The following is a 19569-nucleotide window of genomic DNA, read 5'->3' as shown; positions in this document are numbered from 1 at the left end:
AGGGGGGCTTCCAGAGTGGTAGTGGCCAGTTTTCTGACGCGGCGCAACGCACTTGCAACGCGAGCTGCATTGATGCCTCGCAAAGCGATCACGTCACTGCGTGACGATGAGAAGCAGAGCCAGAACGAGGTGCCGGTGCGCCGCTTCCGTACTGCTATATTGCAGGCGGCGGGTTGGACGTTGGGCGGTTATGTCGCCGTGCAATTCCTCAGGATAGCGAGTAGCCTGATTTTGACGCGCCTTCTGGTGCCTGAGATGTTTGGCATAATGGCGATCGCCACGATGGTTCAGGTGTCCGTCGCGATGCTTTCGGACGTCGGACTGCGCCCAGCAGCGATACAGAGCCCGATGGGCGGCCAGAAGGATTATCTCGATACCGCATGGACGTTGCAGTTCATCCACGGATTGTGGATATGCCTCGTTTGTCTCGTTGCGGCAGTATTCCTGGAGATCGCCAACCGCCATGGAATGTTCCCTGCCGGATCTGTTTACTCGGATCCGGTCCTTCCGGCCGTCATCGCTGGCATCTCAATCACGACCGTTATTACCGGATTGCAGTCGGCGAAAATCATTACCGCGTATCGCGATCTCACATTGTCGCGTGTCACCGCCATTGAACTAGCGGCTCAGATAGTCGGTGTGGCCGTTGCGGTTGTGCTGGCGTGGCAGACCCGCTCCATCTGGTCTTTTGTAATTGCGGCCATCTGTTCAGCCGTCGTGTCTACAATTTTAAGCTTTGTCTGGCTTCCCGGGCCTGGCAACAGGTTTGCGCTCGATCCAACGGCGCTGAAAGACTTGGTACGTTTCGGCAAATGGGTGCTCTTGTCGTCTTCCTTTACCGTGCTTGCCGCAAATGGCGACAGGCTGCTCCTCGCGGGATGGACAACCCCGATGATGCTTGGCCTCTACATCCTGGCGTTTAATCTTGTTGCCATGCTGGAGGGCGCTGGTAGCCGCTTGTTTTCGTCCGTGGCAATGCCCGCGCTCAGCAAGGTGTACCGCGACGATCCTGACCGCCTTCCTTCCGTCTTCAGTAAACTCCGGATTCCCTTCGACGTTACGTTTGTCGCCGCGGCAGGAGCGACCTATGCGGCGGCCGAAGCCATTATCGCGTTCCTTTACGACTCCCGATATGCGGGGGCCGTCGAGATGCTGAAAATTCTTTCATTCAGCTTGCTGCTTGCGCGCTATGGACTGCTGGCGAGTGTCTACCTGGCTATTGGCAAGCCCGGTCACCTCACGTTGCTGAACCTGGTGCGGACTATCTCTATCTTCACTGTTCTGCCCCTTGGTTACTATTTGTTCGGTTTTGATGGCGCCATCTGGGCCGTCGCGCTCCATGGTCTACCCGGCGCGCTGCTACTGTTTTACTTCCATGCCCGCCATGGTCTCAACTCGTTGCGCCTGGAACTGGCACTCCTTCTGGCCTGGCCCCTCGGTTTCCTGGGAGGTCAAACGTTTGCCTGGCTGCTTGCACTCATGCAGTCGTGATCCTGTCATCCTATTCATAATGCTGATGGGGGTAGATGGCCTACCCCGATGGGCGTAGTGCCTTGCCGCTTCTGCTAGATTGCTAATTAGGCGTGACCGCTCTTACGATCGACAGTGGGTAAAGGGTCGTATGCGCCGCCAAAACAGTCTGTTTGGCGATGGATGCTTCATCTCTAACTGAATTGTTAGGTCTTTGGGATGCGTGTCCTGGTGCAGGTCATGCAGAGGGGCGAGTGTGCAGTCGTGACGAAGGTCGCAAAAACCGAGGTTGATCCCTCTGCCGGATCGTTGCCGCCGTGGTTTGACGGCAGCGTCTCCGGTACGACAAAGCGGAATCCGGGAACCGTGCGCCCGCTCTTGATTGCTGAAGCGGCCAACCCGGAATGGACAAGCGTCCCACTCGTAGGCTGGAATCTGACAAGGGCTATTGCGCGCCACACCGGAGCTCTGGTGGCGACACAGATCAGAAACCGCGAGGCATTCCTTCGGGCAGGCCTTCGGGAGGAGATCGATTTCATAGCCATTGACAATGAGCGCCAGGCTTCACGCCTGCATCGCATTGGCGAGGTCCTGAGGGGCGGGGACAACAAGGGGTGGACGGCGGTTACGGCCCTATCTTCGATCGCCTATTACAGCTTTGAAAAGCAACTATGGCGAGTGTTGAAGGGCCGTCTGACCGAGGGTGAATTCAGTCTTGTCCATCGTGTCACGCCTGTCAGCCCGACGAGTCAGAGCGCCATCGCCAAAAAGCTCAAGTCCATCAATGTGCCTTTTGTGGTTGGACCGATGAACGGCGGTGTCGCATGGCCACCTGCGTTCCGGTCGGTCCGGCGACAAGAGCTGGATTGGTTGTCGCCGATGCGGCGCCTGCACAAGCTGATGCCTCATTATTCTGCGACCCGTCACTTGGCGGCGGCACTTATAGCAGGTTCCCGCGCCACTTTTGACGAACTTCCCAAATCCTGCCTCTCAAAATCCTTCTGGTTGCCGGAAAATGCGGTCGAGCCTGACCGCTTTCCATTTACGCAGAGACGACGAGACAGCGGACCTTTGCGCATCGCATTTGTGGGTCGCCTTGTACCCTACAAGGGCGCCGATATCTTGATCGAGGCGGTAGCCAGCTGCCACCATTCCAGCGATCTCGAAATCGTGATCATAGGAGAGGGGCCGCAGCGGCCGTTGCTTGAAGCCCTTGTTCGCACCCATGGACTTGAGGGTCGAGTGCAATTCCGGGGTTGGATCCCACAGGAAAGACTGGCCCATGCTCTCGCCGACAGTCATGTCCTGGCGCTGCCGAGTGTGCGAGAATTCGGCGGAGGGGTGGTGGTCGAAGCGATGTCGCTTGGCATTGTTCCGGTAGTGGCCGACTACGCGGGACCGCCGGAACTCATTGATGTTCAATGCGGAATAGCTGTGAACTTTCACGATCGGCACAGCCTCGTGCAGGGGTTCGCAAATGCATTGGTCAGTTTAGGAAATGCACCCGAACGCCTGGCTTCCATGAGCTGCGCGGCAGCGTCACGGGCGCGGTTGATCTTTACGTGGGATGCAAAGGCCAAGCAGATTCTTCAGGTTTACGAATGGGTTCGAGGTAATTCCGCCAAGCCTTCCGTTAATCTAACAATGCCCGTATATAAAGATAAAGAAGATTACGACTTGCTTAATCAGTTGTAGCGAAGTAAGCTATTAGTTGTAGGGAAACTGTGCACTTTGTCTTCTGTAAAGAAGATATTATGCAATATCATGAAGAATACCAGGAGTGCCTAAAGCAGATATCACTCGTTGAGTACAAGGGGGACGCCATGAATACGGCAGTAGGTGGTTATAGGGCATCAGCAATATCGGCGAGGGCTTTGCCCACGCAGGACGTAACTGCGGTGATGAGGGACAGTGATCGGTTTCTGGCTGTGGCCGACGGCGAGGGCTGCCTTCTTCTTCTGGATGGGCGGGCCCTGGATCGGGAATGCCTTGCGAAGGCGCTGATCAGTCGCGGTATGGACCGGGAGATTCTTGCCGTTGGATCTGTCGACGAATGGAAGAGAGAAAAAGACTTCCATCCGCCGGTAGAAGCCATTCTTTTCAACATCGGCGGACGTCGCTCTAGCGATCCCGACATGATGAACGACATGAGCCGGTTAACGTCGGAATTCCGTTCAATCCCGATTGTTATCCTCTCGGATTCTGACGACCTGCCACAGGTTTTGCAAATGCTGGAGTTTGGCGCCCGCGGCTTCATACCGTCTTCGGTCGGTGTCGCAGTGTGCGTTGAGGCGGTTAGTTTGGCGATGGCCGGGGGGATCTTCGTGCCGGCGACAACCGTTCAGGCCATGCGCCATCTGATTGCGGACCCAGCGGCGGCAAGTGCCCGCCCGCTTCTCGGAATGTTTACTCCGCGACAGGAGGCTGTCGTGGAGGCTCTTCGCAAGGGCAAGGCAAACAAAATTATAGCGTACGAGCTCAACCTTCGTGAGAGTACGGTCAAGGTCCACATTCGCAATATCATGAAAAAGCTCAAGGCAACTAATCGAACAGAAGTTGCCTACAAGCTCAATGATCTTGCGGCCGGCACCATGTACCATTCTGTCTAGAGATTGTGGCAGTGACGATACCGAAAATACAAAGGCCATGGGGGGCAGGACCTCGCCATGGCCTTTCACCATCAAACTCGCGGTGGACGCTGTTACAGAGCCACGGGCAAATTTCCATCTGCTGATAGCGCATATGTGGTATGTTTTGATTTTTACTGGTAAGAGTAGCGCCTAGTAAGACTGTTTCGTCGAAAGACATATACATTATGTTTGTTTGCATACCCATAAATCACCCGAATTGTTTTCTTGTTGTGGGGGAAGCGTTCTTCAGCCCGAAGAACGCAGGGAGCTGTGTTTTTTATGGCAGTGTATCTCGTTATACTGGACTTGGATCGCATCGGTAGAAACTACACATTGGTCCGCAAAAAGCTGGTCGCGCTCGACGCGTTGCAGGCGCAGGGGGCGGTCTGGTTCGTAAAGCATGAGGGACCTGCGCGGGACCTGCGCGACCATCTCCAGGACTGTTTGGGGAATAATGACCGGTTGTTCGTAAGTTTGATTAACAGCGATTGGTCAAGCTTCAACATGACCCCATCAAGTCGTTGGCTGCGTGATCAGGCCTCTTCAGATACTGCCGAGTGAGACGCGAACCTGGTGATCCTGCCCCGTGGCTCCGATCGACCAATTGAAGCCGGGTGCGGTCAATCAGGAAAGATGTTTTCCTTTGCGTTGTTTGCCGCAGCAATCCTTAATTGCTCGGAGACGATCGCATCGAGCCGCTCGGGCAAGACCATAAAAAGAGGGTCCGATTGTCTCAACGACAGACCTGGCAGTCTCCGGTCAACGTGCAATGCGCCATCGGCCCCGATCGGAATGCCTCTGGACCAGAAAAGGTCAGAACATGCTTCCGTTCTTCAGTAACGTTGAATGCTCAGGTCATTCTTCCCCAGCCAGGACAGAGGCCTCTATGGCCGCTGAAATAAAGAGATTACGAGACTCCTCGACTGCCGCGCGGCGATCAGCCGCCACCCGGCACTTGCGCTCCGCGAGATCGTGATAGAAGCCCTCCAGCATCGGCCAACGCCGAGCGAGGTAGTCGCATGCCTCAGCCGGACCTCGAACTAGTTCCGCTGTCCCGTAGCCAATCCTCACAGTGACCGGTGCCCGCCATTCGACATGTATCGTTCCTGGTTCCATGTCGCCTCCTCCCCGCGAATTTTACAGATTATCATCTCACGCATCGAACCGGCCGACGACCTGGGGGGCGGACATCAAATGGACGTAGAGGTTCGCCGAAGGAAGGGCACTAGTCATCTTATTGGAACTTGGTCGGGGGTGGGCTGCGACGCGTGCCAGGATCGCTCGCGGATGCGCCACAGGATCGGCTCGTGTTTCACACGGCGGCGAGTTGCTGTAGCGGTGGAATGCGCTCGGCTCCGAGGCTTTCATCGTGCAGCAGCCGGCGAAGGTAGCAACCATAAGCGCTTTTCGCATGCTGCTCGGTGCAAATCTCAAACGTGTGTAAGTCGATATAGCCCATCCGGAGTGCAACTTCCTCGGGGCAGGCGATCTTAATGCCTTGGCGCCGCTCCAAGGTCGCGACAAATTCGGCCGCCTCCAGCAAGCTGTCCGGTGTGCCGGTATCGAGCCAGGCGTAACCACGGCCCATTCTCTCCACGAGCAAATCGCCCCGCTCAAGATAGACATTGTTGAGGTCGGTGATTTCCAGTTCTCCTCGACTGGACGGAGTGAGATTGGAAGCGATGTCAGCGGCCGTCTCATCGTAGAAGTAAAGTCCGGTCACTGCCCAATTGGACCTGGGTCTCAGCGGCTTCTCCTCGATGGAAAGGGCCTGCATCCTGGCATCGAATTCTACCACGCCGTAACGCTCGGGGGCGCTGACCTGATATGCGAAAACGGTTGCGCCGGTGGACGCTTTGGCCGCGTATTGCATCATATCTGCCAAGCCATGTCCAAAGAAAATGTTGTCCCCGAGGATCAGGGCCGACCGTTCGCCGGCCACGTGATCGGCACCAATGATGTAGGATTGCGCCAGACCATCCGGGCTCGGCTGAACCGCGTATGATAACGAAATTCCCCATTGCGAACCATCGTGGAGCAGACGTTGAAACGCGACCAGATCATGAGGCGTCGTGATGATCAGAACTTCTCGAATACCTGCAAGCATGAGCGTGGTGAGCGGATAGTAGATCATCGGCTTGTCGTAGACAGGCATCAATTGTTTTGAGACCGCCTGATTGATCGGATAGAGTCTGGTCCCGGAACCGCCGGCAAGGATAATACCCTTCATGATGCAAGTTCTCCCACCTTTTCCTGGATAACCCTCTCTACGACGCCCGGAAGCGAAGCCTGCCAGGGCGGCAGACAAATCCCAAAGGCGGTTCGGAGTTTTGTCGTGTCCATCGTTGAACGGGCAGGTCTTCGAGCCGCGGTGGGATACTCGTGTGTAGCAATTGGCCGCACCGCTACAGACTTGCCTGTAACCATGGCGTAGCCACGGAATACTTCTTCGGCCAGCTCTGCCCAGCTGGCGTCTCCTTGAGGTGCAAGGTGGAAGATGCCACGCAGGCCGGCGTCCTTACTGTCGACCAGACGCTGAGCTATCGTGGCAATCACATGAGCGACATCGAATGCAGAGGTAGGGCCGCCCCGTTGATCTCTGACCACGTTGACCTGTTCGCGGTGGCCCGCCAAGTCGATCATTGTGCGCACGAAGTTGCGCCCGAAAGGAGAGTAGAGCCAGCCAATACGAAGTATTACATGGTTGCCCGTTGTCTCTTCGACACGCACCTCTCCCTTGCGTTTCGACAGCCCATAAATCGAAAGGGGCCGGGTCACATCGGTCTCCCGATACGGCGATGCCTGATCACCTGCAAAAACGTAATCGGTTGACATGTGGATGAGCGGTGCATCGAGTGCCGCTGCGGCCTGCGCTACCGCACCGGCACCGTCAACGTTGACGGAAAAGGCTGTGTCTACCTCCGTTTCGGCAAGGTCAACTGCCGTGTAGGCCGCCGCAGAAACAATGATATCCGGCCGCGCGCGGGTAATTGCCGCAAGGACAGAAGCGGGCTCCATCAGGTCGAGTTGCGGGCGGCCGACCGTGAGGATTTCAAGGCCCAGGCTTGGTGCTATTTCCTGAAGGCACCTGGCTGTCTGTCCCTTGGTTCCCGTCACAACGACACGCATGTGTTCACCTGCTCGAGCAAGCCGATGCGCTCGCGGGAAGAGCCACTCTCTTCAATCGACAGCCACCACCAGTCATTGTCCAAGAACCAGTCAACTGTTTTGGAAAGCCCACTCTCAAAATCGTCTAATGCGCGCCATTTGAGTTCGGTCTCCAATCGGCTCGCGTCGATGGCATATCGAGCATCATGGCCAGGTCTGTCGCTAACAAAGTGGATAAGTCGGCTGTGTGGCGCATGCTGGGGACGACGCTCGTCCATGAGTGCGCAGATGCAATGGACGACGTCGATGTTGCGCCGTTCATTGCGCCCGCCGACATTGTATTTGCGGCCCGGCACCCCCTGCGTGGCAACCAGCACCAGCGCTCGCGCGTGATCATCGACGTAAAGCCAGTCGCGAACGTTGCGACCTTCGCCGTAGACTGGAAGTGGTCGGCCATGAAGCGCATTGAGGATTGTTAAGGGAATGAGCTTTTCCGGAAACTGGTAGGGGCCGTAGTTGTTCGAACAATTGCTGATCACGACAGGCAAGCCATAGGTCCGATGCCAGGCGAGGGCCAAATGATCGCTGGCGGCCTTTGAGGCTGAGTAGGGGGACGACGGATCATACGGTGTTGCTTCGTGGAACAATCCTGTCTCGGAAAGCGATCCGTACACCTCATCGGTGGAGACATGCACGAAGCGGAAGGAGGCCTGTTCCTCAGCAACAAGCCCGTTCCAATACTGTCGCGCCGCCTCGAGCATGCTGAACGTACCGACGATATTGGTGCGTACGAAATCCGAGGCGCCGATGATCGAGCGATCCACGTGGCTCTCTGCTGCCAGGTGAATGATTTTATCGGGACGGAAAGCAGAAAGTGCCTGAATGATCCTGTCTGTCTCGCAGATGTCTGCGCGAAGAAATCGGAAGTTGGAGGATTGCTCGACGGAGACCAACGAGGCCATGTTCCCCGCATAGGTCAGGTTGTCGATCACCAGGACATCGGCGCCGATCTCCTTGATGAGATGGCGCGCGAGAGCGGATCCGATGAATCCTGCTCCTCCGGTGACGACAATGCGCATCAGCTATCGACCCCCACCTCTGTTAACGGACGGACGAACGTCTCGTGCAGACGCGGTTGCATGCTGTCTCTGGAGGAGATCTGAACCTGCTGCTGGGTAAATGGCCAATCGATCCCGATGTCCGGATCGTTCCAAAGGATACCTCCTTCATGGAGGGCGCTGTAGGACGCCGTGACCTTGTAGTTGATAATCGTATTCGGCTGGAGGGTCATGAACCCGTGAGCAAAGCCCTCCGGGATCCAGAGCTGCGCGCCGTTGTCCGCTGACAGATGGGCGCCGGCCCATTGACCAAACGTCGGAGAGTCAATCCGGATATCCACAGCGACATCGAAAATGGCCCCCGTGACAACCCTGACAAGCTTACCCTGTCCGAATGGGGGGTGCTGAAAGTGAAGGCCCCGAACGGTCCCCAGTTGCCAGGACAGCGACTGATTGTCTTGAACGAAGTGGACGTCGTTGATGCGGGCTCCGAATAGGTCCTCGCGATACAGTTCACTGAAATAGCCGCGGTTGTCTCCAAAACGGGCTGGTGTGATCTTGATGACTTCCGGAAGTGACGTGGCTTCGATATCCATATTGGGTCACCCTCTCAAAAGCCTTACGATGATGGTACTTGGCGGGAACAACACGCGGCGCGGGGCGAACTAATGGTTCTCGTGCTGCTTTCCTCCCACTTCTATTCGTAGGTGAAAAAGCTCTGTTGGCGCAGTTGACCTTTGGGTGAAACGTCCACCCCTTTAGGATGATTTAGAAAGATTGACACTTGTCGACGGATTGATGCTCAGCTCGCAAAGGCGTTGTTCGTGCATGGTTATCCCGTTTCAGGGACGAGGTAGGCGATACCCCGCAGGCGGGCTCCAGCGGACTGAAAACGGACAGTACGGAGGCAACCCCTCCAGAACTATTTGCAAGGCAGACACCTTGCCATTGCTCTGGTGTAGATCGCTGGCCAGCTGTCGCCGGCAGGCGTATACTTCTCCCTGCACGCGAATTCGGTTCCATGGCACTGTTCGTCGCACGAGTGCCCATTCTGACTGGTGCTATTCGCGGCGGATCGGAGGAACTGCAATGACACATTTTCATGTGATCGCTGGAGGCAATGAGAATGTCGCCCAGCCTAGGGTTCGGCGCATTGGCATGGGTGATGTATTCGCGTCCCTGCACCAGGGGCTTGACGATTTCTGGGCCAAGCCGTCCCACTATGTCTTTCTTTGTCTGGTCTACCCTGCGGCTGGTATCGTGCTTGCCTATTGGACCTCCGGGGCCAATGCGTTGCCGTTGCTGTTTCCGTTGATGTCAGGCTTTGCCCTGATAGGCCCGTTTGCCGCGCTGGGGCTGTATGAAATCAGCCGACGGCGTGAGCTTGGTCTCGATACGTCCTGGAATCATGCTCTTGAGGTCAGGCATTCTCCGGCAGTGCCAGCCATCCTTGCCGTCGGCCTGATGCTGATGGCAATATTCGTTCTGTGGCTTGTGACCGCTCAGACGCTATATGTTAGCTTTTTCGGCCCGGAACAGCCGGAATCGCTGATGACTTTCATCAAAGAGGTGTTCACGACAGATAGAGGCTGGCAGCTCATCCTTTATGGCAATGCCATCGGCTTCCTCTTCGCCTTGGTGGTTCTTGCGTCCACGGTCGTTGCATTTCCGCTGCTTCTAGATCGCGATGTGGGCGCAGCGGCAGCCGTTTTCACATCGGCGAAAGCCTTCCTGATCAATCCGGTCGAGGTCATTGTCTGGGGGCTGATCGTCGCAGTGCTTTTGGCGGCGGGTTTTGCCGTGCTCTTTGCCGGTCTTGCCATCGTGATCCCGGTGCTTGGACATGCGACCTGGCATCTCTATCGCAAGCTTGTCGTACCAGAGCGTTGATCGTTCCTGGGGAACACCTCGCCGGATAGGTCGGTGAACCGACGCCGCTGCCCCTCGGTCAAGGGGCGGTGCCGAAGAAGGCGAGCCGGGTAAGAATGGTGTGGTTTGCCTCCGACACCATCAGTGCGGTGAAGGCTAGAACTGCTGCTGGTGGCAGCAGTATCGCGTAGACGAGTGCCAGCCGTTCCCAGGCCATGTGCATGAAGACAGCGACGATCAGCCCTGCCTTGAGCATCATGAACAGGAGGATTAACGACCAGCGCAGATAGCCTTGAATGCCGATGTAGTCGACCATGTAGGAAAAGGCGCTGAGCACGAAAAGCAAGCCCCAGACAAGAAGGTAGAGCCGGATCGGATGATGCTGCTGCGCAGTTTGCGTATGTGCAGTCATTTCGCTCATGACGACCTCACCACAGATAGAAGAACGCGAAGATAAAGACCCAGACCAGATCGACGAAGTGCCAATAGAGGCCCATGATCTCGACGGATTCGTAATGTCCCTTCCGGCTCGTGAAAAAGCCGCGTCTCTCCGTATCGAAATCGCCCCGCCAGACCTTCCGGGCGACGATAAGGAGGAAGATGACACCGATTGTGACGTGGGTGCCGTGAAAGCCGGTAATCATGAAAAAGGATGAGCCGAACTGTGCAGCGCCCCAAGGGTTCTCCCAGGGGCGCACACCTTCCGAGATCAGCTTCGTCCATTCAAAGGCCTGCATGCCGACGAACATGGCGCCGAGCAGAGCCGTTGCCAGCATCAAGGCGGCGGTGATGCGGCGTTCGCGGCGGTAGCCGAAATTGACAGCCATCGCCATGGTGCCGCTGCTCGAGATCAGCACGAATGTCATGATGGCGATCAGGATCAAGGGGACGTCCTGGCCTCCGATGTGCAGCGCGAAGACCTCGCTTGGATTTGGCCATGGGACAGGTGTCGATATGCGTGCAGTCATGTAGGCGATGAGGAAGCATCCAAAGACGAACGTATCGCTCAGGAGGAAGATCCACATCATCGCCTTACCCCAGGAGGCCGTCTTGAAGGCGCGTTGGTCCGACGAGAAATCGGCGACGACGCCCCGCATTCCCTCCGGCAGAAGGGTCTGTTCACGGTGGGTCGGGACAGACTGTTCCATCAGGAATTCTCCCTAGCTGAACAACTGGCGGCATAGATCGACGACATCGTTCGCCCAACCGGCAAAGAGCGCAAAGAGGATGAGCCAGACGGCGAGCATAAAGTGGAAATAAATGCTGCAAAGGCTGACGCTGAGGCGAAGCCGCGCTGACGGTATGTCATTCGCGAACGCCCTGACGGTCGTGCGACCGATAACGACAAGCCCGCCAAGTATATGCAGCCCGTGGAATCCGGTCAGCATGTAGAAGAAGCTGTTGGCCGGATTGTCGGCAAGCACGTAGCCGTCCGCGATCAAGCTCCGCCAGGCCTGCAGTTGTCCGACGAGAAAAAGGCAGGCAAGCGTGAAGCCGAGAGCGAGCATTGGTCGCAAGATTTCCATACGACCATCCTCCGCCTCGATCCTTGCCCATTGAAGCACGGCGCTTACGGCAACCAGAACAACGGTATTGAACCATAATACCGTCGGAATCGGCATTGCCCCCCAGTCGCCAGCCCCCATGCGCATGGAGTACGCGCTGATGAAGAGGCTGAAGAGGGCGCCGACGACGCCGAGGAAAACATAGAGGCCAACCTTTGCCGCCAGACCAGGTACGTCCCGCGACCCGGTCGCCGCCACTTGTATCGCGCTTGCTTCAAGCCAGGGCTTCGAAGTCAGGCGTTGGCCCGCCATCCACCAGAGGATGATGGCGCCGAGGACCGCGAGGAAGAGCAGCATGACGTTCATGCGACTACCTCCCGCGTGGGGATGTCGCGAGCCGGTTCCGTCTGCGGTATGAAGTCCTCGGGCGCACCGGGTACGCTGTAGTCATAGGCCCAGCGATAGACGACGGGGAGATCCTTGCCCCAGTTGCCATGGGCAGGCGGGGTTTGAGGCGTTTGCCACTCAAGCGTCGTGGCGCGCCATGGATTGCCGCCAGCCAGCCTGCCCCGGGAAAGGCTCCAGACCAGGTTGAAGAGGAAGACCATCTGTGCCGCGCCGACGAAAAGCGCCATGATGGTTATGAAGATATTCAGTGAGTGTGCCGAAGGGGGGACAAATGCGGTTTCACCAAGCTCATAGTACCGGCGCGGCACGCCCAGCAGCCCGAGATAGTGCATCGGAAAGAAGATTGCGTATGTGCCGAGGAAAGTGATCCAGAAGTGGACATGGCCCAGCGTGTCGTTGAGCATGCGCCCAGTCACCTTGGGGTACCAGTGATAGATTGCTCCGAAAATTACAAGGATCGGCGCGACGCCCATCACCATATGGAAATGAGCGACGACGAACATCGTATCCGATAGCGGGACATCGACCACGACGTTGCCCAGGAACAAGCCCGTCAAGCCGCCATTGACGAACGTGACGATGAAGGCGAGTGCAAAGAGCATGGGCAGCGTCAGGTGAATGTCGCCACGCCATAGTGTCAGGACCCAGTTGTAGACCTTTATCGCCGTAGGAATGGCGATGATGAGGGTCGTGGTAGCAAAGAAGAAGCCGAAGTTCGGATTCATGCCGCTGACATACATATGATGGGCCCAGACGATGAAGCTCAGGGCGCCGATGATGACGATTGCCCAGACCATCATGCGGTAGCCGAAGATGTTCTTGCGTGCGTGGGTGCTGATGAGGTCCGATACGATGCCGAATGCTGGCAGGGCAACGATGTAGACCTCGGGATGTCCGAAAAACCAGAACAGGTGCTGGAACAGGATCGGGCTGCCGCCGCCATGCTGTAATTGTTCTCCCATCTCGACAATGGCCGGCATGAAGAAACTTGTGCCCAGCAAACGGTCGAACAGCATCATGACGCACGCGACGAAGAGTGCGGGGAACGCCAGCAATGCCATGACAGTGGCGGTAAAGATGCCCCACACGGTCAGGGGCATGCGCATCAGCGTCATGCCGCGAGCGCGTCCCTGCAGCACGGTCACCACATAGTTGAGCCCGCCCATGGTAAAGCCGATGATGAAGACGATCAGCGAGGACAGCATGAAGAGGATACCCATGTCCCTGCCGCCGGGTGTGCCGGAGAGGACGGCCTGGGGCGGATAGAGCGTCCAGCCGGCCCCTGTCGGTCCGCCGGGGACAAAGAAGCCGGCAACCAGGATCAGGACCGCAATGAGATAAATCCAGTAGCTCAGCATGTTCGCGTAGGGGAACACCATATCGCGAGCGCCGACCATGAGTGGAATGAGGTAATTGCCGAACCCGCCGAGAAACAGCGCCGTCAGGAGATAGATCACCATGATCATGCCATGCATGGTGATGAACTGATAATAGCGGTCTGCATCGATAAAGGCGAAGTAGCCGGGAAACGCGAGCTGCAGGCGCATGAGCCAGGACAGAACGAGGGCAACGAGACCGATCGAAATAGCCGTAAGCGCGTATTGCACGGCAATGACCTTGGCGTCCTGGCTGAAGACATACTTCGTCCACCAGCTTTTCGGATGATAGAGTTCCATATCCGCGACTTCCGCGGCGGGAATAGCGCTCGCACTGCCGGCTGGAATCTCGACCATGACGCCTGCTCCCTTCCTTCCGATATGCATTCTGCTCCGGTCAGTCTGTCGTCTGTGGCTCTCCCGATGCCACAAGCTGGGTAAATGTCGATTGCTGCTCCAGCCAGGCCTGATAGTCCGCCGCTTCATCGACCACGACCGTTCCTCGCATCTGCGAGTGGCCGATGCCGCAAAGTTCAGCGCAGAGGATCTCGAAAGTGCCTGTGCGTGTCGGCGTGAACCAGAAATAGGTAACCATCCCCGGGATCATGTCCATTTTGGCGCGGAACTCCGGGACGTAGAAATCGTGGAGAACATCGACCGAGCGCAGCAACATGTGCACAGGCTTCCCGACCGGTACATGCAACTCGCCGCCTTCAATTATGACGTCGTCGAGGCCGCGCGCATCGTCCGTGTTCAACCCCAAGGGATTTTCTGCGCTGACTTTACGGGTCTCTGCGTGGCCGAGCGTTCCATCGGCGCCAGGTAAACGAAAGCTCCACAGCCATTGCTGGCTGACAACCTCGACCGGCGTGGCATCGTCGGGCACTGTAACGAACTGGTGCCACACCACGAGGCCGGGCGCCAGCATCGCCGCGACACCGACAGCAGTCCCCGCTGCCAGCAGCCACTCCAGCCTGCGGTTTTCCGGCTCGTAGGCAGCACGGTTGCCGGGCTTGTGGCGGAAGCGATAGACGCAATAGGCCATGAAACAGACAACCGCCACAAAAACGGTGCCTGTGATCCAGAAGGTGATGATGAGCGTGGTGTCGATATAGGACCAGTTGGACGCAATCGGCGTCCACCACCAAGGACTCAGGATGTGAAACACCACGGAGCCAAGTGCCAGTAGGACGAGGATCAGCACTACAGCCATTTCCGCTCCTCCCGAGCCGAACCGACCGTTGATATGAAACTGCTCTCAAATACCGGGGTACTATCTCACAAGCGGAAGATGTCGGCAATTACCACAGTCTGGGAGGCTTTTGCCCGCCCGACAGGCCCATGCCCTGGGTCGGAAGCCGGGCAAAAAAAGGGTTCATAGGGAGGCGGTCCCCATGAGCCCTTTTCTCATCAGCAGGTGCTTCGATGCCGAAGCACGCATATAATGCGCAGCTAATACTTAACCGAAGCTTGCCACACATCGCACAAGAGGGCTGTTCGTTCCCAGGAGGGACGAACAGCGGCCATGCTTAGCGGCTGCGGGGTGCGATTACTTTTTTCTTTGGAGCGGGCAGGAGGCCTTCGCGTTGTGCCTGCTTGCGTGCAAGCTTGCGCGTCCGGCGAATGCCCTCGGCCTTCTCGCGAGCTCTCTTTTCCGATGGCTTCTCATAGGCGCTGCGCGCCCGCATCTCGCGGAAGAGACCTTCCCGCTGCATTTTCTTTTTCAGGACGCGGAGGGCCTGATCGACGTTGTTGTCTCTGACGAGTACCTGCAAAAAAGTATCTCCTATTCGGCGTTTGCTGCTATTTCTTGATCTTGATCGCGTTTAGATTGACCCAGGACGAAGCGGTGGAGGGAGAGGTAACGCGCTCTTCTCTTTTCAAAGGCGGTTCCGTGACCCGGTCGATGTCCGCTTCCGTAACGCGCCGCTCGAAATTCTCGTCATCGAACCGTATCCGGTATTGTATGACGCCCTGAGCTTCGGGAAGAACCGAGGCGATGCGACAAGTTCGGTTGTTATCCGACCGGCGGTAAAGGTCGCTCTTGAAAACAACAATATCGCCAACGGAATAGACTGGGATCGACATGCAAATCTCCCACGTCGCAAAAACAAAAGGCCGGGACTGCTCCCGACCTTCCAAGTCACTGCCTCAAGCGTGCCGGTACATCCGTGGTCACGCGGGGCAATGGCTACAATTAGATAGCCTGCAGGTTTTCTGCGGAGCTCTTGCCAGAACGCTTGTCCTGTACGATTTCGAAGCTGATCTTCTGGCCGTCGGTGAGGCCACGCATACCAGCGCGCTCTACGGCAGAGATGTGCACGAAGATGTCCTGGCTGCCGTTGTCCGGCTGAATGAAGCCGAAGCCCTTGGTGCTGTTAAACCACTTTACTGTGCCTGTGTTCATAACGATTTCCTTTCAACCGTTGGTAGATACGGTCCACGCGACCGATCTGTAATCGACGATGAGAGGAAATCTGAAAGTCCCAGCTGGGGGGCGGACAAAGGTCGCTAGCAAAGTTCGATTGCCTACACATAGGGCGGTATTGCGGCAGAAACAAGGGGGAGGTGTGGGAATCTCCGTGTGGCCGGGCTGGGGTGTTGTGAGGGGCGGGTCGGTCCGCGGGAAAAAGAGAAACGGTTCCGTAAAATCGGCAGGTTGGATGTAAGCGTAGCGCTAGTTTTTGGCGCGTCGCGCGTTGCGGCAGAAAATTGCCTTTTTGCCGAATATTTCGTCGTGTTTGAGCAACGGAATTTGCGGTTTGGCGTTTGCATAGGCGAATTTTCTATGGACATCGTAAATCTCATTGGCTAGATAGAATGCTATATCCACTTTCGCGGTTGCGCCAATCTTTGGTTGGTGCGGTCGCAGATTTGCGACCGATGATCAATGGATTTTCTCTCCGAGGCATGCTCCCGGGGCGATAAGTTTATTCCAGCATTGTGCTGAATATAATGAAGATATCGCGGGATGCCGCGGTGCAATACTGCATTGATCTTCATTGTGATGGAGGTGTGCCTTGCCGTGGCGCAAGGTGTGAAAAATATGGAAAATAGTACTTCAGCTCCGGTGTCCGTCGAGGACGCCAAGCGAAAAATTGCCCTGAAGAACGTCTTCAAAGTCTTCGGCGAGCGGCCAGACAAAGCTCTTGCCATGGCGAATGCGGGTCGGTCCAAAACGGAGATCCATGCCGCCACCGGATGTTCCATTGGCGTCAACGATGCGAGCTTCGACATCAAGGATGGCGAGATCTTCGTCATCATGGGGCTGTCGGGATCCGGAAAGTCGACACTCCTGCGACTGCTCAACCGGCTGATCGAACCCACTGCTGGCTCAATCGAGATCGATGGTCATGACGTTACGAAGATGTCACGCAAGGATCTGATTGCGCTTCGGCGCCGTGATATCAGCATGGTGTTCCAGTCCTTCGCCCTCCTGCCGAACCGCACGGTGCTCAGCAATGCCGCTTTCGGATTGGAGGTAGCTGGTGCCAGTGAGGCGGATCGAACGGAGAAGGCAATGGCTGCTCTCAAAGCGGTCGGTCTGGAAGCCTATGCCGATAGCCTGCCCAATCAGCTCTCAGGCGGCATGAAGCAACGTGTCGGCTTGGCGCGGGCTTTGGCCAGCGAGCCGACAATTCTCTTGATGGACGAGGCGTTCTCGGCTCTTGACCCCTTGATCCGGACAGAAATGCAGGACGAATTGGTTCGCCTGCAGTCTGAGCACAGCCGGACGATTGTCTTCGTCAGTCATGACCTGGATGAGGCCATGCGTATCGGCGACCGGATCTGCATCATGCAGAACGGCAGCGTCATCCAGGTAGGGACCCCTGACGAAATCGTTACGCAACCCGCCAACGACTATGTCCGCTCATTTTTCCGCAACGTCGACGTCACGCAGGTCTTTAAGGCCGGCGATATCGCCCGCAAGACGCAGGTAACAATCGTCGATCGCCAGGGTGTCTCGGTCGCCGCTGCATTGGAGCGAATGCAGAACTTCGACAGGGAATTCGCAATCGTCGTCGGCCGCGACAAGACATACCACGGCATGGTCAGCCAGACGTCTCTGGTGGAAAAGGTGCGGGCCAAGTCTGCCGATCCTTACCGTAACGCCTTTCTAAATGGGATCGAGCCGATCGCTGCCAGCGAACCGCTATCCAGCGTTCTCGGCAAGGTGGCTGGAAGTGTGTGTCCTCTTCCCGTCGTCGATGAGTCTGGCCGCTATGTAGGCTCCATCAGCAAGTCGATCCTCCTTGAGACGCTCGACCGCGCCAGCTGACCTTTCAAAGACCGGAAACAAGTATGAATTTCGATATTGGCGACGGCGTCGACTTGGCCGTCAATTACATCCTCGACAACTTCTCGCCCGCCCTTGACTTCATTGCGGCGGCCATCGGGCTGGTCACCGGAAGCATACAGGACGTGCTGGGGGCCCTGCCGATGCCGGCGGGCATCGCCATTTTCATTCTGATTTCGCTGTGGCGGGTCGGCTTTGGCTTTGCGGTCTTCACAGGCGCGGCTCTCTGGCTCGTTGGCCTTATGGGACTTTGGCCGGCCATGATGGAAACGCTTTCCCTGGTGATCGCGTCCACCATCATTGCCATGCTGATCGGATTGCCACTCGGCATTGCGATGGCAAGCAAGGACTCGGTGGCGGTCGTTGTGCGCCCGATCCTTGATCTGATGCAGACTATGCCGGCGTTCGTTTACCTCATCCCTGCGGCGATGTTTTTCGGATTGGGTGCCGTACCGGGGACGATCGCCACGGTGATTTTCTCGATGCCGCCCGTCGTGCGGCTTACCAACCTCGGTATTCGCCAGGTGGACACCGAGTTCGTCGAGGCGGGCCATGCGTTTGGTTGCACGTCCACGCAGTTGCTCTTCAAGGTTCAACTGCCGAATGCAATGCCATCGATCATGGCAGGCACCAATCAGACGATCATGCTGTCGCTGTCCATGGTGGTTATCGCCTCGATGATCGGGGCAGGCGGCATCGGCAATACTGTTCTGACCGGCATCCAGCGTCTCGACGTGGGTACCGGTTTCGAAGGCGGCCTTGCCGTTGTCATTCTCGCGGTCGTTCTCGATCGCATCACCCAAAGCTTCGGGAAGGAGAGCCCCAGCTTCTGGCGCCGCTTCTTCCCGAAAGCTGCCCGGCAGAAAACCGAATAGGCGGCAACAGCCTGACTGCCGAGCATCACAAAGGGCAGTTGGCCCTATGCGAACCTTCCAACAAGGAGCACACATGTTCAAGACACTCGTTTCCATGGGCGTAGCCGCGGCATTGGCCGGCAGCGTTGCCACGACTGCGCTGGCACAGGATGCCACGCCGGTGAAAATCGGATGGGCCGCATGGTCTGACGCCGAATTCGTGACGAAGCTTGCCGCCAAGCTGATCCAGGACGAACTCGGCCACGAAGTCGAGCTGGTGCAGACGGATGTCGCGCCGCTTTACCAGGGCGTCGGCCGTGGCGACCTCGATGCGATGATGATGGCGTGGCTTCCCCAGACACATGCCGATTACTTCGCGAAGGTTGAAGACAAGGTCGAAACACTCGGCACCGTGTACGACGACGCCAAGCTCGGCTGGGTCGTTCCAGCCTATGTTCCCGAAGACGCGATAAGCTCGATCGAAGATCTGGCGAAAGACGAGGTCAAGGAAAAGCTCGGCAACACGGTCCAGGGGATCGATCCGGGCGCCGGTCTGACCCGGCTTTCCGAGCAGGCGGTGAAGGACTACGACCTGAGTGACTACAAGCTGCAGATTTCCAGTGAAGCCGGCATGCTGACGACGGTCGACCGCGCCATCCGTTCAGAGGAGTGGTTCGTGGCGACCTCATGGAGCCCGCACTGGATGTTTGGCAAGTACGACATCCGCTACATCGAGGATCCGAAAGGCTCGCTCGGTAAGGCGGAGCATGTCGATGTGCTTGCTCGCAAGGGTTTCAAGGAAGAAAATCCGAAGGTTGCCGGGTTCCTTTCGCGCATGAAACTGCCGATCGCAGACCTTGAGGCGGCAATGTTTAATGCTCAGGAAACCTCTTACGAGGCCGCTGTCGAGAAGTACATCGCCGACCATCCGGATCAGGTGAAGGCCTGGTTGGCCGCGGAGTGATCTGCATCACCGGCCGGGATATCCCGGCCG

The 19569-nt window shown here is 57.1% G+C and carries 21 protein-coding genes; 8 read left to right on the top strand and 13 right to left on the bottom strand.

Features of this window, described 5'->3' with window-relative positions; genetic code table 11:
* Window positions 1-21 precede the first annotated feature (21 nt).
* The 4 genes from LH464_RS19505 (at window position 22) to LH464_RS19490 (ending at window position 4661) form a co-directional block, all read left to right on the top strand.
* Complete coding sequence (locus tag LH464_RS19505; protein ID WP_226788080.1) at window positions 22-1491, top strand: oligosaccharide flippase family protein; 1470 nt, start codon at window positions 22-24, stop codon at window positions 1489-1491.
* Between the two features lie 243 nt (window positions 1492-1734).
* Window positions 1735-3165, top strand: a complete 1431-nt coding sequence (locus LH464_RS24735; protein WP_226788079.1) for a glycosyltransferase family 4 protein — start codon at window positions 1735-1737, stop codon at window positions 3163-3165.
* Between the two features lie 128 nt (window positions 3166-3293).
* On the top strand, window positions 3294-4079 hold the full coding sequence (locus LH464_RS19495) for a LuxR C-terminal-related transcriptional regulator (protein WP_390625019.1): 786 nt from the start codon (window positions 3294-3296) through the stop codon (window positions 4077-4079).
* A 300-nt stretch (window positions 4080-4379) separates the two neighbouring features.
* Window positions 4380-4661, top strand: a complete 282-nt coding sequence (locus tag LH464_RS19490) for a hypothetical protein (protein WP_226788078.1) — start codon at window positions 4380-4382, stop codon at window positions 4659-4661.
* Window positions 4662-4955: 294 nt separating this feature from the next.
* Here the strand turns inward: LH464_RS19490 and LH464_RS19485 are convergent, their stop codons facing one another.
* From LH464_RS19485 to rfbC, 5 genes are all read right to left on the bottom strand, one after another.
* Window positions 4956-5216 carry a DUF982 domain-containing protein gene (locus LH464_RS19485; protein ID WP_226788077.1) on the bottom strand — a complete coding sequence of 87 codons (261 nt, stop codon included), beginning with the start codon at window positions 5214-5216 and terminating at the stop codon, window positions 4956-4958.
* A 196-nt stretch (window positions 5217-5412) separates the two neighbouring features.
* Entirely contained in the window at window positions 5413-6330 is a 918-nt protein-coding gene (rfbA, locus tag LH464_RS19480) for a glucose-1-phosphate thymidylyltransferase RfbA (RefSeq protein ID WP_226788118.1), read from the bottom strand.
* The gene (gene rfbD / locus LH464_RS19475; RefSeq protein WP_226788076.1) at window positions 6327-7229 is read right to left on the bottom strand and encodes a dTDP-4-dehydrorhamnose reductase; all 903 of its coding nucleotides are present in this window, start codon (window positions 7227-7229) and stop codon (window positions 6327-6329) included. The genes rfbA and rfbD overlap by 4 nt, the downstream gene beginning before the upstream one ends.
* Window positions 7214-8287: a dTDP-glucose 4,6-dehydratase gene (gene rfbB, locus LH464_RS19470; RefSeq protein ID WP_226788075.1), complete on the bottom strand. Its 1074-nt coding sequence runs from the start codon at window positions 8285-8287 to the stop codon at window positions 7214-7216. The genes rfbD and rfbB overlap by 16 nt, the downstream gene beginning before the upstream one ends.
* Window positions 8287-8862 carry a dTDP-4-dehydrorhamnose 3,5-epimerase gene (rfbC, locus tag LH464_RS19465; protein WP_226788074.1) on the bottom strand — a complete coding sequence of 192 codons (576 nt, stop codon included), beginning with the start codon at window positions 8860-8862 and terminating at the stop codon, window positions 8287-8289. Before rfbC ends, rfbB begins: the two co-directional genes overlap by 1 nt.
* Before the next feature lie 493 nt (window positions 8863-9355).
* On the opposite strand from rfbC, the gene LH464_RS19460 reads away from it, so the two are divergent.
* Window positions 9356-10156: a DUF2189 domain-containing protein gene (locus LH464_RS19460; protein ID WP_226788073.1), complete on the top strand. Its 801-nt coding sequence runs from the start codon at window positions 9356-9358 to the stop codon at window positions 10154-10156.
* Between the two features lie 58 nt (window positions 10157-10214).
* Here the strand turns inward: LH464_RS19460 and LH464_RS19455 are convergent, their stop codons facing one another.
* From LH464_RS19455 to LH464_RS19420, 8 genes are all read right to left on the bottom strand, one after another.
* On the bottom strand, window positions 10215-10556 hold the full coding sequence (locus LH464_RS19455) for a cytochrome C oxidase subunit IV family protein (RefSeq protein ID WP_226788072.1): 342 nt from the start codon (window positions 10554-10556) through the stop codon (window positions 10215-10217).
* A 7-nt stretch (window positions 10557-10563) separates the two neighbouring features.
* Complete coding sequence (locus LH464_RS19450; RefSeq protein WP_226788071.1) at window positions 10564-11283, bottom strand: heme-copper oxidase subunit III family protein; 720 nt, start codon at window positions 11281-11283, stop codon at window positions 10564-10566.
* A gap of 12 nt (window positions 11284-11295) precedes the next feature.
* Complete coding sequence (locus tag LH464_RS19445; RefSeq protein ID WP_226788070.1) at window positions 11296-12006, bottom strand: cytochrome c oxidase subunit 3; 711 nt, start codon at window positions 12004-12006, stop codon at window positions 11296-11298.
* On the bottom strand, window positions 12003-13781 hold the full coding sequence (gene ctaD, locus LH464_RS19440) for a cytochrome c oxidase subunit I (RefSeq protein ID WP_226788069.1): 1779 nt from the start codon (window positions 13779-13781) through the stop codon (window positions 12003-12005). Before ctaD ends, LH464_RS19445 begins: the two co-directional genes overlap by 4 nt.
* Before the next feature lie 40 nt (window positions 13782-13821).
* Complete coding sequence (locus LH464_RS19435; protein ID WP_226788068.1) at window positions 13822-14637, bottom strand: cytochrome c oxidase subunit II; 816 nt, start codon at window positions 14635-14637, stop codon at window positions 13822-13824.
* A gap of 316 nt (window positions 14638-14953) precedes the next feature.
* A complete protein-coding gene (rpsU, locus tag LH464_RS19430) occupies window positions 14954-15199 on the bottom strand; it encodes a 30S ribosomal protein S21 (protein ID WP_226788067.1) in 246 nt (81 codons plus the stop codon).
* A 28-nt stretch (window positions 15200-15227) separates the two neighbouring features.
* Window positions 15228-15512 carry a cold-shock protein gene (locus LH464_RS19425; RefSeq protein WP_226788066.1) on the bottom strand — a complete coding sequence of 95 codons (285 nt, stop codon included), beginning with the start codon at window positions 15510-15512 and terminating at the stop codon, window positions 15228-15230.
* A gap of 109 nt (window positions 15513-15621) precedes the next feature.
* A complete protein-coding gene (locus tag LH464_RS19420) occupies window positions 15622-15831 on the bottom strand; it encodes a cold-shock protein (RefSeq protein ID WP_226788065.1) in 210 nt (69 codons plus the stop codon).
* Between the two features lie 639 nt (window positions 15832-16470).
* Here LH464_RS19420 and proV point away from each other — a divergent pair.
* From proV to LH464_RS19405, 3 genes are all read left to right on the top strand, one after another.
* Window positions 16471-17703, top strand: coding sequence for a glycine betaine/L-proline ABC transporter ATP-binding protein ProV (proV, locus tag LH464_RS19415; RefSeq protein ID WP_226788064.1), 1233 nt, complete (start codon window positions 16471-16473; stop codon window positions 17701-17703).
* A 23-nt stretch (window positions 17704-17726) separates the two neighbouring features.
* Window positions 17727-18596 (top strand): ABC transporter permease, encoded by an 870-nt coding sequence (locus LH464_RS19410; protein WP_255648504.1) that lies wholly within the window; start codon window positions 17727-17729, stop codon window positions 18594-18596.
* Between the two features lie 73 nt (window positions 18597-18669).
* The gene (locus tag LH464_RS19405) at window positions 18670-19539 is read left to right on the top strand and encodes a glycine betaine ABC transporter substrate-binding protein (protein ID WP_226788063.1); all 870 of its coding nucleotides are present in this window, start codon (window positions 18670-18672) and stop codon (window positions 19537-19539) included.
* Window positions 19540-19569 lie beyond the last annotated feature (30 nt).

This window comes from Pseudorhizobium xiangyangii, assembly GCF_020531965.1.
GTDB lineage: Bacteria > Pseudomonadota > Alphaproteobacteria > Rhizobiales > Rhizobiaceae > Neorhizobium > Neorhizobium xiangyangii.
This window is presented reverse-complemented; position numbering and strand designations above follow the sequence as displayed.

What these genes read in the sequence shown, in the direction of transcription:
- LH464_RS19495 (WP_390625019.1), top strand. Translation starts at nt 3,294, where the DNA reads ATGAATACGGCAGTAGGTGGTTATAGGGCATCAGCAATATCGGCGAGG.
- LH464_RS19490 (WP_226788078.1), top strand. Translation starts at nt 4,380, where the DNA reads ATGGCAGTGTATCTCGTTATACTGGACTTGGATCGCATCGGTAGAAAC.
- LH464_RS19485 (WP_226788077.1), bottom strand. Translation starts at nt 5,216, where the DNA reads ATGGAACCAGGAACGATACATGTCGAATGGCGGGCACCGGTCACTGTG.
- rfbA (WP_226788118.1), bottom strand. Translation starts at nt 6,330, where the DNA reads ATGAAGGGTATTATCCTTGCCGGCGGTTCCGGGACCAGACTCTATCCG.
- rfbD (WP_226788076.1), bottom strand. Translation starts at nt 7,229, where the DNA reads ATGCGTGTCGTTGTGACGGGAACCAAGGGACAGACAGCCAGGTGCCTT.
- rfbB (WP_226788075.1), bottom strand. Translation starts at nt 8,287, where the DNA reads ATGCGCATTGTCGTCACCGGAGGAGCAGGATTCATCGGATCCGCTCTC.
- rfbC (WP_226788074.1), bottom strand. Translation starts at nt 8,862, where the DNA reads ATGGATATCGAAGCCACGTCACTTCCGGAAGTCATCAAGATCACACCA.
- LH464_RS19460 (WP_226788073.1), top strand. Translation starts at nt 9,356, where the DNA reads ATGACACATTTTCATGTGATCGCTGGAGGCAATGAGAATGTCGCCCAG.
- LH464_RS19455 (WP_226788072.1), bottom strand. Translation starts at nt 10,556, where the DNA reads ATGAGCGAAATGACTGCACATACGCAAACTGCGCAGCAGCATCATCCG.
- LH464_RS19450 (WP_226788071.1), bottom strand. Translation starts at nt 11,283, where the DNA reads ATGGAACAGTCTGTCCCGACCCACCGTGAACAGACCCTTCTGCCGGAG.
- LH464_RS19445 (WP_226788070.1), bottom strand. Translation starts at nt 12,006, where the DNA reads ATGAACGTCATGCTGCTCTTCCTCGCGGTCCTCGGCGCCATCATCCTC.
- ctaD (WP_226788069.1), bottom strand. Translation starts at nt 13,781, where the DNA reads ATGGTCGAGATTCCAGCCGGCAGTGCGAGCGCTATTCCCGCCGCGGAA.
- LH464_RS19435 (WP_226788068.1), bottom strand. Translation starts at nt 14,637, where the DNA reads ATGGCTGTAGTGCTGATCCTCGTCCTACTGGCACTTGGCTCCGTGGTG.
- LH464_RS19425 (WP_226788066.1), bottom strand. Translation starts at nt 15,512, where the DNA reads ATGTCGATCCCAGTCTATTCCGTTGGCGATATTGTTGTTTTCAAGAGC.
- LH464_RS19420 (WP_226788065.1), bottom strand. Translation starts at nt 15,831, where the DNA reads ATGAACACAGGCACAGTAAAGTGGTTTAACAGCACCAAGGGCTTCGGC.
- proV (WP_226788064.1), top strand. Translation starts at nt 16,471, where the DNA reads ATGGAAAATAGTACTTCAGCTCCGGTGTCCGTCGAGGACGCCAAGCGA.
- LH464_RS19410 (WP_255648504.1), top strand. Translation starts at nt 17,727, where the DNA reads ATGAATTTCGATATTGGCGACGGCGTCGACTTGGCCGTCAATTACATC.
- LH464_RS19405 (WP_226788063.1), top strand. Translation starts at nt 18,670, where the DNA reads ATGTTCAAGACACTCGTTTCCATGGGCGTAGCCGCGGCATTGGCCGGC.